Genomic DNA, 17,212 nt, shown 5'->3' with positions numbered 1-17,212 from the left:
ACTAGTCATAACTTACCCGCTAAGGTGAGAAAGTATGCTCATTCACAAACTACCGTTTGAATCGCCACTAATTTACTAGACACCTTTAAGCCGTAATAATGGCAATAAAAGAAAGGTGCAGTATGAGTGGTAAACGTTATCCAGAAGAATTCAAAATAGCAGCAGTCCGTCAAATCACAGAAGGCGGGTATGCTGTCTCTGAAATGGCGCGCAGGTTAGATGTCACTGTCGATAGTCTGTAGGCCTGGGTCAGGAAATACGGCCCGGATGCAGCAGAGCATCAAGCAAAAACAGCTGAGCAGGCCGAGTTGCAACGTCTGCGTAAAGAACTCAAACGTGTCACTGAAGAGCGAGATATCTTAAAAAAAGCCGCGGCATACTTCGCGAAGCAGTCAGGTTGAGGTATGCCTTTATACAACAGCATCAGGACTGCTGGCCGATACGGTGGCTATGCAAGGTGTTGAATGTTCATCCGAGTGGGTTTTATGCTTGGCTAAATCAACCGCATTCCAAGGCTTATCAAACCAGCCAGCGGCAATCCGGCCTTATCAAGCAAAGTTGGTTGGAGTCTGGTGGTGTGTATGGTTATCGCAAAGTGCATAGTGATTTGCGCGCTTGGGGTGAGCACATTGGGATCAACCGCGTTTATAAGCTGATGCATCAGCATGGACTCAAAGCCTTGGTCGGCTACCGCAAGCCACGCCATTATAGTGGCAAGCCCCATGTGGTAGCGCCTAACACGCTGAACCGTGAATTCAATCCAGTGATGCCAAATCAATCATGGGTGACCGACATTACCTACATTCGTACGCATGAGGGTTGGTTATATCTGGCGGCTGTCATGGACTTATTCTCCCGACGTATTGTGGGTTGGTCTATGCAATCCCGGATTACCAAAGAGCTGGTATTAGATGCGTTGCTGATGGCTGTGTGGCGCAGGAAGCCTAAACAAAATGTGCTGATTCACTCAGATCAGGGTAGCCAATACACCAGTGAAGATTGGATGCTGTTTCTAAAAGCGCACAATCTTGAATCTAGCATGAGCCGCAGAGGTAACTGCCATGATAATGCTGTGGCTGAAAGCTTCTTTCAACTACTAAAGCGGGAGAGAATCAAGCGCAAAATATACAACGACCGGGATGAAGCAAAGCGGGATATCTTCGATTACATCGAGTTCTTTTACAACTCAAAACGAAGACACAATTCCAATAACTTGCTATCTCCGATAGACTTTGAAAAGCAGTTCAATCAATCGGCTGAACAGTGTCTACAAAATTAGTGGCGATTCACAAGATGCATAAATCCAAAACTAAACCAAAGGATTAATTGCATGTTTTTCGATTAACATCTAAGAGTTGTAATACTGCTATCTCGGAAGAGTTAACAAGAACTCGTCTGTTTTTTCAAATAAATGGTCACTAGGATCACTGCCTCCCATCTTCAACTTTACCAGTTGCGCAAGATCTTCATCGTTCAAAACAAGGATTAACTTACCCTGCACTCGCATAGCACCTTGGATCATCTTGCTAGCATTCGTGTCTGCACCGCCTCTAGAAATAATTATTGCTACCTTTCTAAGTGCTCTTTCCATCAAATACGGCACTATCAAGTTAGCATCTGAAGGAATAAGTAAGTCTTGGGCAACGAGGCGAGAGCTTAAAAGCCTAGACTATTCAGGCTCATGGAATGAGATCCCTATCGCATATTGCTGAAAGGTTTTTACAGGGACTTAGATAAGAGGATTTTTGGAGGCACAATAAACGTGGTCGTTACTTTGATAAATCACGTTAGTGTTAAACCCCCTCAGTAGATCCATATTATCAATATCATGCATAACATTAATTTGACGAGGAAGCGCCTTATACCTTTCCTTTGTAGAATTTAGTATTTCTATCGGCATTTCAGGTAGTTGAAATTGATCAATGTCAGCGAATATATATCTAATAAATGCATGTGAGGTTAGATTAAAGTCAAAACCATCGTAGCCCTTTTGATTTATATTGGTACTAAATGAGCGGTCAGACAACAAACATTGTGGAGAGGTATAAGAACTTACCAACACTTGGATTGCAAACTTGCTGTCAATGAAACATTTTCTTACAACGCTCTCGAGCATATTAAGGCCACTTTCGCCAGTGGGAACAAACAGCATGAATAACATATGCAGCCATTGTTGATACTCCAGATCGCTAATACCAAATTCCTGACATAATCTCTTCTGGTGAGGCTTGCGCCCATTAAGGATTCGATCAAATGCAGCTTGATGCTCTGGCAATGCGGGCAAATAGTTGGTCAAAATCCCAAAAGTGTTGAGCGCTTTATGAATGGAAAAAGGATTTCTGGTCAAATTAAGTAGTTTAGCTAAGAAAATATTGACTATTTCGTCTTTGATATTGACGTCTTGTTTTCCAATACTGAGTTTCTGAATTAAACTTTCTGTAAACATCCTTATGCTGGCTTCATAACGATTGAAAGAAGACTCAAAGTTATTACGAAGCAATTTATCTTGCCCCACATCAAAACTGAATAGATCTAGGTAAGCAAGTGAATTTGAAATATTACGCCCATTAGGATTTACCAAGCGAATTTCGAGAGCCTCTCGATCAATAATTTCGAATTCGTATATCTTCTGGTTTTGCTGTAACGCTTTAGGGTTTATTGCATTTAATCTCTGCTCTGCCTGAGAGACAAAGTGCTGCAATTTTGTAACATTCTCCCAGCTCATGTAGAGCGCAGTTACTTTCCAACACGTTTTATTAACTCATTGCAGACTACGGGAACCAACATTTTTTGCTTGTCTGCCATGAGTTTTGGCAAAGCTGAAATAAGATTGCTTGTAGACATTTCGGATATCAACTGTTTTGCCAGCCCTAACTCAACGACCATTAGAGCAGAATGAGCTTTACCTCGTGTCTGTGCCTGTCGTTGCGCAGATGTCAACTGTGTATCAGCTTTGGGTCGACCTCTTTTTTTCTTTTCAACTATTACTTCATCCATGGAAGTTACTGTAACATATTTTTAAATGAAGCTAGTTTTTAAATCAAACAACTAAAATAGCGATTAAGGTCAACAAATTTACCTAAAAAAATTGTTGAATTATTAAAACTTAAATAAGGGGCATTCGAAAATATCAAGAGTGTCCCCAAAGAGGATAACTTACTCACATGGAATACACCGTCGACAGAATTATTGCTGTTTACAGACAAAGGAAACTTAAGCTCGAAACTGAGCATTTACGAAGCAAAAAATGGTATGAGTTTCTTTGTAGCAACATGCGTCAACAATCCAAGCTATCTTGGGCCGGCAAGCAACTGGCTTTTCAGAATAATTTCTCAAAGTATGTTGTTACTGAGTTGAAGAAACATGCAGATTACAAAACCAAATGGATGAAAGCTTTATTGTTTTACAAAAACAAAACTGAAGTTTTTGGTTATCAGATCGACTTCCTTAATTACCTTCATACATTTTTAGCCTTCACTATAGCTATGCTACTTTTATTCAATGAAAAATTTGAAGAGAATGCAAATTGGAGTTTAGTTTTTCTCACTACCTGTTTGATTGTATGGGTATTTGTCGCACGATCAAATCATAGACTCGAGTTGAGTGCTTACAAAGAAGTTATAAACATCATCGAATCAAACAAAGACAAATTCCAGGAAGATTAAAAGCAGGAGCTTGATGGTATATTGTAAACCTTATCCATAGCCCGCGCGCTTCTATCGCTAGCGGGCTGTGGGTAAGTTTAAGCTATTTGTATTTTGAGAGTTTTCAAAGGCATTCGTAATTGTTGGTTTTGTCCTCTGCGTTTTCTATCCCGAAATTTTTTCGGTTTAAAGCATTACTTACTTTAGCATCTACTTTAATTTTCAAGCGTTGGTTCTCAGCGTCTTTTTTAATGTTTTGATAGGCATCAAACTTACACTGATTAATCAGATTAAAGTGATTTTCAATGTCTGTCGCTTTCCCAGCAGCAGCATTGATTGCGAATGACAATAATAAAACAGACAAAATTGATTTCATGCTTTTCCTTTCATCAAAAATTAAAGTTACAGTAACATATAAATCACTCATTATCAAATTATTGGTTGCGTCTGGCCCTTGCAAGCCCCTTATAAGCCCCTTCAGAGTCACATTGCGTCAACCAATGGAGACATCATTACGCCAGGCCTCAGGTACGGCCTGTAACTCTGCACATGCTTTTTTAGCAACATTACCCGTGAGTGCTCCTTTGATGGAATTATGTTTCCACCAATCCAACACCCAAACCCATCCTGAATCCGCATCTATACGCATTCCACCTAGCGTTTCGACAAGCAAAGCAGCATTGATCGTCTGCTTAGGGCTCCAACCAAAGGAAGCGCCCAGTGTTCGCCAGTTGACGCGATATATACCAATGATGTTACTGAACCTATTGGTAAGGAAGATAAGAAGGGTTAAACGGGTCTCGACAGTATATTCGGCCATATCAGGATCGTCCCAAAAGTACTCATCGATGACTCTTTGACGACTCATGATGTGGCACTTTCTAGAGCATTACGCCCAATTCCTTTACGGTTTTTACTACCCGGTGGGCGTCCCCGACCTCCACTTACGGACTTAATCTGTTCTTGAGTGGTGTTCTTTAGTACAAACCAATCGATCACAGCCGCTTTAGTAAATAAAAGGGCTTTGGAATGAGGTACTAAGAACGGAAGCGGCAATACGTCTGCCTTTTCTTTATTTGACTTCTGGATTACCCTGCGAGCGTAAATTCTTTGCTCAGTAATTCCAGTGATCTTGGATAACAGAGTTACATCAACAAAATCAGGAAGGTCTGCTAAAGCTGAACGTTCATAATCGTCACTAGACATGATTTTTCCTTGTTTAAGGAAAAAGCCATGAGGATCTATCACTCATTGGTGACAGCGACTTGGAAGGCCGGCTGCGCAACTCCTGCGCAACTTTGCTCTGAAGAATCAGTGAAGGTTAGATTGGCTTAACTATCTAACCACGGGACACCTGTCTACAACCTATAAGGTCTTTTGAAATCGCGCTGAATTTCGGAATTACATACAACACCATGGGCAGCGGTACCCTTACTGTTTTTATAGGTTACTTTTAATTTTTTAGTGTCAACAGATTAAATAATGCATATGAAATTGTTTTTTGACACAAATTTGCCACAGTGGTTATTTTTTCTGGCAATATTTAGAAAAATATAAAGAAATAAAAAGAAACAAAAAAAACCAGCTAAGTTGCTGGTTTTATTTTATAAAAAATGGTGCCCGGAGCCGGAATCGAACCGGCACAGCCGTTAAGCCGAGGGATTTTAAGTCCCTTGTGTCTACCAGTTTCACCATCCGGGCGGTAGGTCTAGCAAGCTTTGTATTCTAGCACTGTCGTCTATTTTGCATAGCGGCCAGAATGTGTGCTTGAGAGAAATTTGGAGCGGGAAACGAGTCTCGAACTCGCGACCTCAACCTTGGCAAGGTTGCGCTCTACCAACTGAGCTATTCCCGCATATTTACTACATGAGACTGGAGGCGCGAGCCGGAGTCGAACCGGCCTAAACGGCTTTGCAGGCCGCGGCATAACCGCTTTGCTATCGCGCCAGAACCAACAACATAAAAACAACTTATGTTAAAAAGGGAAAGCCGCGCTTTCCCCAGAATTTGGAGCGGGAAACGAGTCTCGAACTCGCGACCTCAACCTTGGCAAGGTTGCGCTCTACCAACTGAGCTATTCCCGCGTATTTCCTTACGTCATGTGTCGTAAAGAAGCTGGCATTTTAATGATTTTGAGACCGGTGTCAAGGAAGATTTTGAAAATAATATGTCTTTTTTCGCCTTGCTTTTTTAGATGGTTTCGCGTATCGCCGGCCACGCCGCGCGCAGGTAGTAACCCATGGAGATCAGGGTCAGCAATGCGGCAATGACAATGAGCCATTCACCCAGCCACTGGATGTTGATGCCAAGCAGCGGATCAAACCAAAGTAGCAGGATGATGGCGACCATTTGTGCCGCCGTTTTGATTTTCCCAACCATGGCGACCGCAACATTGGCGCTTTTGCCTATGCTGGCCATCCACTCGCGCAAGGCACTGATGGCAATTTCGCGGCCGATGATAATCAATGCAACGACAGCGCCGACCCGGTGCAACTCCACCAGCACAATCAAGGCGGCGGCCACCATCAGCTTGTCAGCCACTGGGTCAAGAAACGCGCCAAACTTGGACATTTGGTGATATTTGCGGGCCCAGTAGCCATCCAGCCAGTCGGTGAATGAGGCCAGAATAAACACACTGGCAGCGGTGAGGTTCACCCAGTGTGCTGGTAGCCCGTCGCTAGCGACGGCATTCGCGGGCAAAAAGAAGATTCCAACAAACACCGGGATCATCGCGATGCGTAGCAGGGTGAGTATATTGGGGACATTCCACATGGTTATTTTGCTCAGGGCTGTTGCAATGGCTTAATGCAATCGTTCGTATATGGTTTGCGCCAGTGCTAGGCTAATGCCTTCGACTTGTGCAATCTCGTCTATGCTAGCACTTTTTATCGCATCCAGGCCACCAAATCGCGTCAACAAGGCTTTGCGGCGCTTGGCCCCTACCCCTTCAATCTCTTCCAGGCTAGAGGTGATGCGCGCTTTGGCGCGCTTGGCCCGGTGGCCGGTAATGGCAAACCGATGCGCTTCGTCGCGGATTTGTTGCAGCAGGTGCAAGCCGGGATTATCCACGGGTAAATTCAGCATTTCGCCGGTGTCGGAGAAAATCATGGTTTCGAGGCCCGGTTTGCGCTCTTCACCCTTGGCAATACCAATCAGCAGGATATCGTCTAAACCGACCTCCTGCATGACCTCCATCGCCACGCCCAACTGGCCCTTGCCACCATCAATAAAAATCAGGTCTGGGCGCTTGCCCTCGCCCGCCGCGACTTTTTTATAGCGACGGGTCAGCACATCCCGCATCGCCGCATAATCATCGCCTGGCGTGATGCCTGTGACGTTATAGCGGCGGTATTCACTGTTTTGCATATCACCACGGTCAAACACCACGCAACTGCCTACCGTGGCTTCACCCATGGTATGGCTGATATCAAAGCACTCAATGCGCTCGGTGTTCTCGGCAAGGTTAAGCGCCTCACGCAACGAGAGCAAACGCGCCTGCTGGTTGGCCGAAGTCGCCTGCCGTTGTTGCAACGCCAGTTCTGCATTGGTCTGCGCCATCTTGAGCCAGACCTTTTTATCGCCAATGGCATTGGTCAGCACGCGGATTTTGCGCTCGGCCTGCTCGCTAAGCATGGTTTCGAACTCTGTTTTGTCGATCTCCGCCCCGCACACCAGCAAAGGCGGCGTGTTTTGCGCCACATAATACTGGGTAATAAACGCCTCTACCGTTTCTACCAGCTCAGCATCCTGCGCATTCTTGGGGAAAAAGCTCTTGTCACCCAAATGGCGCCCACCACGGATCATCACCAGGTTAATGCAGTGCTGGCCCTCAATCTCCGCGCAAGCAATCACATCCGCATCACTCACGCTAAAGTCACTGACAAACTGCTTGGCCTGCACCTGACGCAAGGCCTGAATCCGGTCACGCAACACCGCCGCCTGCTCGTATTCCATCGCCTCGGCTGCAGCATTCATCCCATCCGCCAATGAATCCATCACTTCACTGGTTTTGCCGAGCAAAAACAGCGCTGCGTGACGCACATCACTCGCATAATCTTCCTGCGAAATCAGGTTCACACACGGTGCAGTACACCGTGCAATCTGATACTGCAAACAAGGCCGTGACCGATTGGCAAATACCGTGTTTTCACAGGTGCGCAGCTTAAACACCTTTTGCAGCAACTGTATGCTCTCACGCACCGCTGGCGAGCTGGGGAAAGGCCCAAAATACTGATGTCCTTTACGCTGGGTGCCACGATGGAACGCCAGCCGCGGAAACGCATCGCCCGTCAGGCTAATATAGGGATAAGACTTATCGTCGCGAAACAACACGTTATAACGCGGCATGATGCTCTTGATAAGGTTATTCTCAAGCAGCAACGCTTCAGCCTCAGAGCGCGTGACCGTGGTCTCGATATTGGTAATCTGCGACACCATCATTTTGGTACGCGGACTGGCGAGATTTTTATTAAAGTAACTCGAAACCCGCTTTTTTAAATCTTTGGCCTTGCCGACATAGATCACAGTATTTTCCGCATTGAGCATGCGGTAAACGCCTGGCAGGTTTGGAAGGTTTTTGAGGATGGGTTTGGGGTCAAACATAGCAACATTTTAGCATTTAGCCATTTGCGTGGGTGAATCACAGCTGAACTGCCAGCGTTGATGTGTAGCGGGTTGGACCCGCGATGGGAGTGTCTGTTTAACTCTAGGGGAGTTTTATACCCGACTAACGAATAAGGCCCCTAAACGCGTCTTTCATCAGGGTCCGAGCCGACAATGCCCAATATAGCCGGTTTGTAGTACCGCGGTCCTTCACCTTCTCGCTTAACACTGACTTCAGCAAAGGATACAGATGCGCTAAAAAACTTAAATACACACAAAAATATTGCAGATAACTATTTCTAAAATGGGGAAGCCCTTGTAGTTTTAAGTAAGCGGCTCGCTTTATTGCGTCCCGCTTGATGGATGGATTGGAAAATTAGCGGTGGCCAAGTGAATGCACCTTTGAGAAGTTTACGTACTTACCATCGGCAGCGTAATACCACTCTATTTTTTGAGAGCGAATATGAACTCTAAATCGATCAACTATCGGTATAGTCGCGGGATCGCCACCGCATGCGGCTGTGTGATTTTCTCGAACTGCAATTTCGGCAGTACGGCTGTCACAAGCTTCGGTAATGATCAACAGGCATTGTTCTTTCGTCCAGCGATAGAGAACGTTGGAACGAATTTTTGACTGAAGAAGGCGCATAACTTTGGTTTCTGTATTCTTTGAGCACTCCATTACGTTAGCCGCTAGTGTAGGCGGTGTCGCAAGGCAGAATGCAACAATGAGAATTAGGTGAGTAGGCATATTGCGATCAAGTTGCCCAACGTTTGAATTAAGGGGCTGGCTTTAGCCAGTGATCTTGCCTGTAAAAAGTGGACATCATCTAACCGATCATTTCCACCGAAATCGGTGATTGATACCCAATACCCGAATGCAACCGTACCGGGTTATAAAAGTCATCAATATATTGCTTAATTGCCACTTTCAAATCCTCGCCCCCTTTAAAACGATTGCCATGTATCCACTCACTTTTAAACGAATGGAAGAATGACTCCATGTGTGCATTATCGGTACACTGCCTTGGTCGGTTCATACTTGGCTGAATGCCATGTTGCCTTAACAAGGCCTGATATTCAAGCGCGGCATACTCAATCCCTCGGTCTGAATGAAACCATAGGCCAGCTGTAGGTTTTCTTTGCTTGATGGCCATCTTCAGTGCCGTACAGGTTAAGCTCGCCTTACGATGATTGTCCAATGCCCAGCCAACAATGCGACGTGAGAACATATCCATTACCACGGCTAAAAATTGCCAACCATTGCCCGTTTTAATAAAGGTCACATCGCCCACCCACAATTGATTGATGCTGGTAGGTTCTGTCATGCCAAGCTTCTCATTACCATGACGCTGAAAGAATGCGTGACTCCCTGCATTCCGCCAGTACAGTCGACTTGCTCTGCCTGCAAGGCCCATCTGGCGCATCAACTGTGCAACCTTGTTACGCCCACAGTGGAGCCCTTGTTGCCTAAGCGCGGCATAGATACGCGGGCTGCCATAAGCTTCGTGGCTGCTTTTGTGTATTGCTTTAATCTGTTCACACAATTGCCCATCTGACACTGTACGTGCTGATACTGGACGCCTCTGCCATGCGTAGAATCCACTGCGCGATACCTTGTATTTCTCGCACATCATTTGGATCGAGAAATCTTGGCTATTTTGGGCAATGAAACGGAAGATGTCCGTTTTGCCTCTGAAGTGAATTTGATGGCTTTTTTTAAAAGGTCATGCTCCAGCTTCAGCTGGGCGTAGGCTTTTTCTACCTCGCGAAGGCGCAGTAGCTCTGCTTCATTAACCAGCTCAGGTTTATCGCTTGGTGGATTTGCCATAATCAGCCCTTCACGAGATTGTTTTTTCCATCGTGACAGCATAAAGGGATGAATGTCTAGAGAATGGGCTACGTCTTGCACCAATACACCAGGTTGGGAGGCTAATCGAAGTGCCTCAGCTTTAAATGATTCCGAATATCGTGCGTATATCCGTTTGATTGTTCTTGCCATTTAACATCTCCTAAAAAGTTAGGTCGATGTGTCTACTTTTCTAAGGCAAGTCCACAGTCCCGCTTGAATGATGGGTTATGCATTAAATTAAAGTGGCTGACTTTTTTGCATTAAATAACGGGGCAATACCTTGATAGAAAAAGCGTATGTTGTCGTCCGAACCATTATCAATGCGCATGATAACCTTCTCCATTGCACTAAAGCCAATTTGAAAATCAGGCTCCCCAATAACTAGAATATAAGGATTTCTCTCGTTCCCATTAAGATACCGACCACCAAATTGTTTTTTGGCGCACTCAAAGATATATGCGGAGAACATTATATGTAGCTCTTCTGAAAATTCGCCAAGCCTTAAATGATAGTCGTGAAGATCAGCATCAACTAAATCTAAGGATGCCTCCCTGAAATCTAAATTTCCCGCCTTTTTTAATAGCTTGACTAACTTTGCAGCTTCAAGAACCATAAACTCATCAATAGTGCTCGGCTTATTCTTTTTAAGGAAACTAAACATAATTACTCTTTCCAAAGATTATGCATAACGTTTGACATAAGGGGCTGGCGACATCGGTGGCTCAACTCTAGTTACTGAAAATTGTATCATCGAAGTGCGCTTTCGCCAGTCCCGCTTGATGGATAGGTTAGGCATTATTTAACAACCCATGTTTTCTCAGAAAGAAATAGTAAACGCAGCACAGAAAGAAAAATATCATAGGAATGCGAAAAGTTAATGGAATGCCTGAAAAGTAATTAATATCAAATGGTCGGTAGTTAAAACTAAGGCTAAGCTGTTCGGGGTATAAATTGAAGGCGGTAAAATAAAATGAAAATGGTAGTAATGCAAAAGGAATAATGGTTTTTTTGCTTCTTTTGTAGAGAAGAATGCCTGAAAGTAACATTAGAGTAGGACTAGAGAAAAATAGGTAATATTCAAATAAACTTAAATTTACAAGAGGGGGCGCTGTGTACAAAACGAATCCTATACCCACATATGAATAAATTCCCCATATTCCAACAATAAAAATTAGTAGAGTCGTATGCCAAGGAAGCTTAAGGAATTCTTTTATCATATTCAGCCTATTTTTATGCCTAACGTAATGTAGACACCGAAATCGGTGTATATCCTGAGGCAGAGCTATTGATACAATCAACCATAATTTTAAATAACCCTTTGTTTATATTAATCAATTTAATAATCATAAGTAAAAACCTTTTTATTAAATCAATAACAAAACACACCTGATCACTAACACTAGCTACCCTAAAAGCTCTCCACCTATCGCCCAGTCCTCATACTCAACCTCTTCAAACACTATATATGTGTAATTCGCTGGCTTGTGCGCATGCTTTTGCAGCGTTTCGGTAATCTCTTTGGCGATTTGTTTTTTCTGCTCTTTGGTGACTGAGCCTGCTAGTTTCACATTGACATAAGGCATATTGACGCTCCTTCTGTGGTTGGTTAAATGATCTTTAAACTAGTGATGATGGCCTGCACCACCGCGGAGAATATCGCGGATGAGGTTGAGCGTGACCACCAGCAGCAGTACTGAAATCAGGATAGAGAGGATGGGGTCTATGCTCATCCAGCCGGTAAAGTAGATGACCACCCCGGCGACCACGGCGGTAACCGAGCCGAGTAAGTCGCCTAACACATGCAGGAATGCGGCACGGTGGTTTAAGTTTTCATCACCGCCGTGATGGTGTTGCTGATGATGCATGTGTTTGGCAACAACGATGTTAACCAATAAGCCTACCAGGGCAATAATGCTGACATAGCCGCCTGCGACTGGCCGCGGATTTTGCAAGCGCTCGATGGCTTCGTAGACAATCCAGCCGGTGACTAGCAGCATGGAGACGGCGTTGATCATGGAGACCCGACGCTCGGTGTGTTTTGAGGCAGGATGCCCACTGCGCGCCTGCTGTGCTGCCCACATCGCAAGGCCGAGTGCCAGCACGTCAAACAGCATGTGCCAGGCGTCACTGAGCAAGGCGAGGGATTGTGTCCACCAGCCACCGACAAACTCGACCACGGTAAAGACGGAAATGGCGAGAAATGGCAGCCAAAACGGGTTACCGTGCTCGTGATCATCATGGCTATGTGCGTGTTCATGATTGTGATCATGCCCGTGATGATCTGCGTGATCGTGACCATAGGGGCAGCGGCCAGTAGAGTGAGAATGTTCGTGAGGTGTATGGCTAGGCTTCATGATGGCATGCTAATGCAAATTAGCTGTTTTTCACAATAGGGCACTTCTATAAATTCAATTTACGTCGCGATACGGCGTTGCTCATATAGTGGGTTAAGCAGGCAATTCGCAAAGCGAATGCTCGCAAAAAACGCTTCCTTACAAAACATATTACTTATATGCTGCGTCAGATTTTTTTAATCGCGCCTTGTCTAGCCCATGCATTCTAAACATAAGTCACTTGATTTTATAAAAGCACCCTATCGACTTTCTGACAGAAAACGGTCTCTATTGAAAAATCTGGGATAATGCTGGCTTGTAGAGAAAATCATCATGTTAAGTTACCGACACGCCTTTCATGCTGGCAACCATGCCGACGTTTTAAAACACTGGATATTCAGCCTGGTGCTGGATTATTTTAATCAGAAGGATAAGCCTTATTGGGTGGTTGATACCCATGCGGGGGCCGGACTGTATCGCCTGGACAGTAGCGTGGCGAATAAAACAGCAGAATACGTGGATGGCATTCAGCGTTTGCAGCAAAGCCAGGCGCCTGAGCCGTTTCAAATCTATCTGGAGGCTGTTGCCGCAGCAAATAAAGATCAGCCCATGCTTTACCCGGGCTCACCCTGGCTGGCCAGCCACTTAATCAACCCGGTGGATAAATTACGCTTGTTTGAGCTACACCCGGCCGATGCGGCTTTGCTGGAACAGCAATTTGCATCACAAAAACGGCAAATCGCGATTCAGCAAAAAGATGGCTTTGAGGGCATCAAGGCTTGCCTGCCGCCACCGACCAAACGTGGCATCGTGCTGATTGATCCGCCTTATGAAGTTAAAGACGATTATGCGCGCGTGGTGGATTGCATTAAAGACAGCCTGAAGCGCTTTGCCACAGGCACTTATTTAATCTGGTACCCGCGCTTGCAACGCCCAGAACCGCAGCAAATGATAGACAAGCTGCGCCGCCTGGAGACGGACTTTTTGCATGTGACGCTAGATGTAGAACAACCTTCAGCCGACGGCTTTGGCATGTATGGCAGTGGCATGTGGGTGATTAACCCGCCGTGGACCTTGCGGCAATCGGTAGAGCCACACCTGCCGTGGCTGGCACAAGTGTTAGCGCAAGATGCAGGCGCGCATGCCAGTTGCGAAGGCAAACAGCGCTAGACTGGGCTTGATTCAACTAGTCTTGATTAGGCGAGCTGGAATGGGCAAACAGCCATGCCACTAATAGCGGATACGGATGCGTTTATGCGTATCCCTGCCCTGCCCAAGCGTGACGGTAAATTGATGGCTGGCGATGGTTTGCCGGTTGCCAGTCTGGATACGCACCCGCCACTCGCCTGGCGTGAGATTGGTTTTATAGGTATAGCCGCGATAACCGCTGTCACGTCCGCCTGTCAATGAAAACCCCGGGGTAGAGACACTCACCCACTGGTCGCCCTGTTTTTTCTGCCAATCATGCAGCAGATGGGTTTTGAGGCCTTGTGGCGCAAAAATGGCAGAAAAGCATACCAGCCGTTGACCGGGCTGCAAGTAAAAATGGTCGGTATCCACCCGCCAAAACTGCCACCAGGGCGACTTTTCCACCGTCATCCAGTAGCCTTGTGGTGACTTTTCCAGATCGTAGGCTACCACCACGGCTTGCTTGACCAACGGCACAGGCGGAATCATGTCTTGCTGGTAAGCCAGCATGAGTAACCCGGCGATTGCCCACACTGGCCAGATTCGGCCTCTATGATGCGGCGCGCGCTGGTAAAGCACATAAGTGATGGTCGCCCCGAGCAAGGTACTCAGGTAAAACCAAGCCGCATGCACGCTGCCAAACAAAAAGGGAAAGGCAAAGTTACACCAGAGGATGGAACACAGGCCGAACATGCTCCAGCACAAGCTCAGGCGCCGGTATTCACTCTCAAGAAACTCGTTGGCGACCAGCAACGCGCCCAACACCAGGGTAATAATCCAGGCCACGCCCTCGCTGGAGCTTTTGAAGTACAGAATAAACAGAGCGCTTAACAGGCTGCCAAACAAAAATTGTAATACCCAGTATGGCCAATCGTGCACTGGCCAGCGCGTGACTTTGTGCTGTACCCATTGGAAGCTCAACAGCCGCTCGCCTAGCCGCCGGATGGAAGAAGAAGGTTCGGCCAACTGGTACATGAGAATAGCGGCCACCAGCAAATACAAGGCAAAAATGATCATGTCGGACATGGCGACTTTTTTGCCTATGGTAATCGCGTCCCAGACAAAGCCGCCGATAAAAAACACGATCGGCAGCGCCATGCGGCTACGGGCGAGCCAACGTGACCATCTTGAAAGGGCTGGCGCTTGATCAGTCATCATTCATTACACTTTCCACATCTGTCATCAGGCAGCGTTTTGTATCAGGGCGGTATTTTGCGCATGCGCTGCACGAAACACAATCTTATTTTGCGCGTTTGAAAAGTAAACTTACTTTGATAATCAAACCTTGCCTGTTAAACTTTAAGTTATCTTAAGAAAAAGCCGTTAACTATCAATAAAGTTAAGTTTTTCTCTCACTAATCATTGGCTAATACCCTGATATCCCATCAAACATGCGAACCCTAGTAAAGCAGTTGGTGTACAAAGTAAGCGAGATCAAATCTGTCAGTTATGAAACTGAGCAGGCACTGATCCGCGTGCTTTTTGTCAGCATGATTACGCTTTACTTGCTGATTAATCGCAGCAGCTATGAACCCGTATTGTTGTGTCTGATTTATCTGGGCTTTGGTTTTCTGATGTTGTATAACATCTTGCGCAACCCGGCCAAAAACGAAAAACGGCAATGGACCGCCATGGTGATGGACATCACTGCCACCTCGCTAGAGCAAATGATCTCGGGGGCGATGGCCGGCGTATTTATCGGCATTTATCTGTGGCTGATTATTGGCTATGGCTTGCGTTATGGCACCAAGTTTTTCAAAGGCTGCTATATGCTAAGTCTGGTGGGCTTTAGTCTAACCTTGTATTTAAACCCTTATTGGATAGAACACCAGCATCTGGCTTATGGCTTTTTGCTGACGCTGTTACTGATTCCACCGCATGCCCTACGGTTGCTGGTGAGCCTGGAAAAAGCTACCAAAGAGGCTGACCAGGCCAGCGAGGCAAAGACAAACTTTCTGTCGAATATCAGCCATGAAATGCGCACACCGCTCAATGGCATTATTGGCGCCAGTGAACTGCTGGCCCAGACCAAGCTTGACCGCAAACAAGCCGAACTCTTGAATATGGTTGGGGCCTCAGCCAGCAGCCTGAAAAAGCTCATCAATGACGTGCTTGATATCAGCAAGATTGAAAAAGGTAAAGTCGATCTCGAAGAGATTGCTTTTTACCTGCCCGACTTGATCAACCGCTTGCACCTCGTGTTTCAACTTGAAGTGGAACGCAAGCAACTCTGGTTGAAGTTCAATCTCGCCAATGAAGCGGAACGGCACTTTTCTGGCAGCATGCACCATCTGGAGCAGATATTGACCAATTTGATCGCCAACGCGATTAAATTCACGCAGCACGGTGGCGTCGAGATCACGGTCAGTGTCCTGGAACAGTATGCCAACCGCAGCCTGTTATGTTTCCGCATCCAGGATAGCGGCATCGGCATCAAGGCAGAGGCCTTGCCTTTTATTTTTGACAGTTTCACCCAGGCAGATAGCAGCATCACCCGGCGTTATGGCGGCACAGGCTTGGGTACGACGATTGCCAAGCAACTGGTTGAGGTCATGGGTGGCAGCATTAGCGTGAGCAGCAAGGAAAATGTAGGGACGGTATTTGAGGTCAGCTTGCCACTGACCCACGCAATCGCGCCCAGTGTTGACCGGAGCACCGAAATCAACCTGGATAACGCCTCCAATGTGGTGCCATTAAGTAGCCACACCCGATTCCGCAAAAAAATCCGTGTGCTGATTGCAGATGATAATGTGGTCAACCGGATGATCCTGAATGAGACCCTGCAAAGAATGCACTGTGTGGTGAAATCCGTAGACAACGGTGATGCCGCGCTTGATATGCTGGAGCAGCATCAGTTTGACCTGATGATCCTGGATTACAACATGCCGGAAATGAATGGCCTGGAGGTGTTCAGGATCTATCATGCCTTGCCGGGCAGTCAGCCTATCCGTACCGTGATCCTCACCGCCGATGCCACCAAAGCCACACAGGATCGCTGTTTGCGCGCCGGGGTCTATCAGGTATTGACCAAGCCAGTGGTGTCGCGCCAGATTCAAACACTGGTGGAAGCCATTACAAGCACGCTGGACACGCAAGCAGGCGCAGAGGCGCTTGCCGTCACCACAGCCGCTTCGAAAAAACGTGGCAAAGCGCAATCGCCAGCAGATGCGCATCCCTCGGCAACCGCAGAAAGTATCCCGACCATTGCACCGATGACCGAGCCGCTGCTGGATCAAGACCGTATGGCGCACTTGCTCAAGCTCGGTGGCAGCGAGGCGTTTTTAAACAAACTTATCCGCGAGTTTATCGAGACAACAGATGACCTAGTCCGCGACTTAGGCAAGCAATGCATGGACCTCAACTTTGCACAAGTTCATACACTGGCGCACAGCCTGGCTGGGGAATCCGCCAACATGGGTCTGATTCCATTGAGCAAGCACAGTCGTCGCCTGCTGGGCTTAAACATGAAGGATGCCTCGACCATTTCCCTGCTATATCAGGCAGTTGCAGACTGCTACGAAGAAACCCGTGGCCAGCTCATGCAACAGCGAGACAAGCTTTCATCCAAGCGGTCAAAAAAATAGCTAGTGCAA

General features: G+C 46.5%; 17 protein-coding genes, 4 tRNA genes and 1 pseudogene. 5 read left to right on the top strand and 17 right to left on the bottom strand.

Annotated features, from left to right (window positions below; genetic code table 11):
* Positions 1-122: 122 nt before the first annotated feature.
* Positions 123-1,279 (top strand): annotated as a pseudogene (locus tag ACT53G_RS02510) (IS3 family transposase).
* Positions 1,280-1,535: 256 nt separating this feature from the next.
* Positions 1,536-1,712, top strand: coding sequence for a DUF4113 domain-containing protein (locus ACT53G_RS02505; RefSeq protein WP_476168766.1), 177 nt, complete (start codon positions 1,536-1,538; stop codon positions 1,710-1,712).
* Between the two features lie 17 nt (positions 1,713-1,729).
* Here the strand turns inward: ACT53G_RS02505 and ACT53G_RS02500 are convergent, their stop codons facing one another.
* The gene (locus tag ACT53G_RS02500; RefSeq protein ID WP_476168611.1) at positions 1,730-2,725 is read right to left on the bottom strand and encodes a hypothetical protein; all 996 of its coding nucleotides are present in this window, start codon (positions 2,723-2,725) and stop codon (positions 1,730-1,732) included.
* A gap of 11 nt (positions 2,726-2,736) precedes the next feature.
* Positions 2,737-2,997 carry a hypothetical protein gene (locus ACT53G_RS02495; RefSeq protein ID WP_476168610.1) on the bottom strand — a complete coding sequence of 87 codons (261 nt, stop codon included), beginning with the start codon at positions 2,995-2,997 and terminating at the stop codon, positions 2,737-2,739.
* 167 nt (positions 2,998-3,164) lie between these two features.
* Here ACT53G_RS02495 and ACT53G_RS02490 point away from each other — a divergent pair, with 167 nt between their 5' ends.
* Positions 3,165-3,665 (top strand): hypothetical protein, encoded by a 501-nt coding sequence (locus tag ACT53G_RS02490; RefSeq protein WP_476168609.1) that lies wholly within the window; start codon positions 3,165-3,167, stop codon positions 3,663-3,665.
* 103 nt (positions 3,666-3,768) lie between these two features.
* Here the strand turns inward: ACT53G_RS02490 and ACT53G_RS02485 are convergent, their stop codons facing one another.
* The 14 genes from ACT53G_RS02485 to ACT53G_RS02420 form a co-directional block, all read right to left on the bottom strand.
* Positions 3,769-4,071: a hypothetical protein gene (locus tag ACT53G_RS02485; RefSeq protein WP_476168608.1), complete on the bottom strand. Its 303-nt coding sequence runs from the start codon at positions 4,069-4,071 to the stop codon at positions 3,769-3,771.
* Between the two features lie 66 nt (positions 4,072-4,137).
* Entirely contained in the window at positions 4,138-4,512 is a 375-nt protein-coding gene (locus ACT53G_RS02480) for a hypothetical protein (protein ID WP_476168607.1), read from the bottom strand.
* The gene (locus tag ACT53G_RS02475; protein ID WP_476168606.1) at positions 4,509-4,850 is read right to left on the bottom strand and encodes a hypothetical protein; all 342 of its coding nucleotides are present in this window, start codon (positions 4,848-4,850) and stop codon (positions 4,509-4,511) included. The genes ACT53G_RS02480 and ACT53G_RS02475 overlap by 4 nt, the downstream gene beginning before the upstream one ends.
* Before the next feature lie 408 nt (positions 4,851-5,258).
* Positions 5,259-5,345: transfer RNA gene (locus tag ACT53G_RS02470), tRNA-Leu, on the bottom strand.
* 78 nt (positions 5,346-5,423) lie between these two features.
* Positions 5,424-5,499, bottom strand: a tRNA-Gly gene (locus tag ACT53G_RS02465).
* Between the two features lie 18 nt (positions 5,500-5,517).
* Positions 5,518-5,591: transfer RNA gene (locus ACT53G_RS02460), tRNA-Cys, on the bottom strand.
* A gap of 61 nt (positions 5,592-5,652) precedes the next feature.
* A tRNA-Gly gene (locus tag ACT53G_RS02455) sits at positions 5,653-5,728 on the bottom strand.
* A gap of 106 nt (positions 5,729-5,834) precedes the next feature.
* Entirely contained in the window at positions 5,835-6,416 is a 582-nt protein-coding gene (pgsA, locus tag ACT53G_RS02450) for a CDP-diacylglycerol--glycerol-3-phosphate 3-phosphatidyltransferase (protein ID WP_476168605.1), read from the bottom strand.
* A 30-nt stretch (positions 6,417-6,446) separates the two neighbouring features.
* Positions 6,447-8,246 carry an excinuclease ABC subunit UvrC gene (gene uvrC / locus ACT53G_RS02445; RefSeq protein ID WP_476168604.1) on the bottom strand — a complete coding sequence of 600 codons (1,800 nt, stop codon included), beginning with the start codon at positions 8,244-8,246 and terminating at the stop codon, positions 6,447-6,449.
* A gap of 830 nt (positions 8,247-9,076) precedes the next feature.
* On the bottom strand, positions 9,077-9,916 hold the full coding sequence (locus ACT53G_RS02440; protein ID WP_476168765.1) for an IS3 family transposase: 840 nt from the start codon (positions 9,914-9,916) through the stop codon (positions 9,077-9,079).
* A complete protein-coding gene (locus tag ACT53G_RS02435; protein ID WP_476168603.1) occupies positions 9,880-10,248 on the bottom strand; it encodes a transposase in 369 nt (122 codons plus the stop codon). The genes ACT53G_RS02440 and ACT53G_RS02435 overlap by 37 nt, the downstream gene beginning before the upstream one ends.
* Before the next feature lie 82 nt (positions 10,249-10,330).
* Positions 10,331-10,759: a hypothetical protein gene (locus tag ACT53G_RS02430; protein WP_476168602.1), complete on the bottom strand. Its 429-nt coding sequence runs from the start codon at positions 10,757-10,759 to the stop codon at positions 10,331-10,333.
* Positions 10,760-11,501: 742 nt separating this feature from the next.
* Positions 11,502-11,681, bottom strand: coding sequence for a tautomerase family protein (locus ACT53G_RS02425; RefSeq protein ID WP_018985002.1), 180 nt, complete (start codon positions 11,679-11,681; stop codon positions 11,502-11,504).
* 39 nt (positions 11,682-11,720) lie between these two features.
* Entirely contained in the window at positions 11,721-12,452 is a 732-nt protein-coding gene (locus ACT53G_RS02420; protein ID WP_476168601.1) for a cation diffusion facilitator family transporter, read from the bottom strand.
* A 312-nt stretch (positions 12,453-12,764) separates the two neighbouring features.
* Here ACT53G_RS02420 and ACT53G_RS02415 point away from each other — a divergent pair, with 312 nt between their 5' ends.
* Entirely contained in the window at positions 12,765-13,601 is an 837-nt protein-coding gene (locus ACT53G_RS02415; protein ID WP_476168600.1) for a 23S rRNA (adenine(2030)-N(6))-methyltransferase RlmJ, read from the top strand.
* A 60-nt stretch (positions 13,602-13,661) separates the two neighbouring features.
* Here ACT53G_RS02415 and ACT53G_RS02410 read toward each other — a convergent pair whose 3' ends face one another.
* A complete protein-coding gene (locus ACT53G_RS02410; protein ID WP_379077928.1) occupies positions 13,662-14,777 on the bottom strand; it encodes a DUF2914 domain-containing protein in 1,116 nt (371 codons plus the stop codon).
* Between the two features lie 233 nt (positions 14,778-15,010).
* On the opposite strand from ACT53G_RS02410, the gene ACT53G_RS02405 reads away from it, so the two are divergent.
* Positions 15,011-17,203, top strand: a complete 2,193-nt coding sequence (locus ACT53G_RS02405) for an ATP-binding protein (protein WP_476168599.1) — start codon at positions 15,011-15,013, stop codon at positions 17,201-17,203.
* Positions 17,204-17,212 lie beyond the last annotated feature (9 nt).

It is taken from the genome of Methylophilus sp. DMC18 (assembly GCF_056314005.1).
This window is presented reverse-complemented; position numbering and strand designations above follow the sequence as displayed.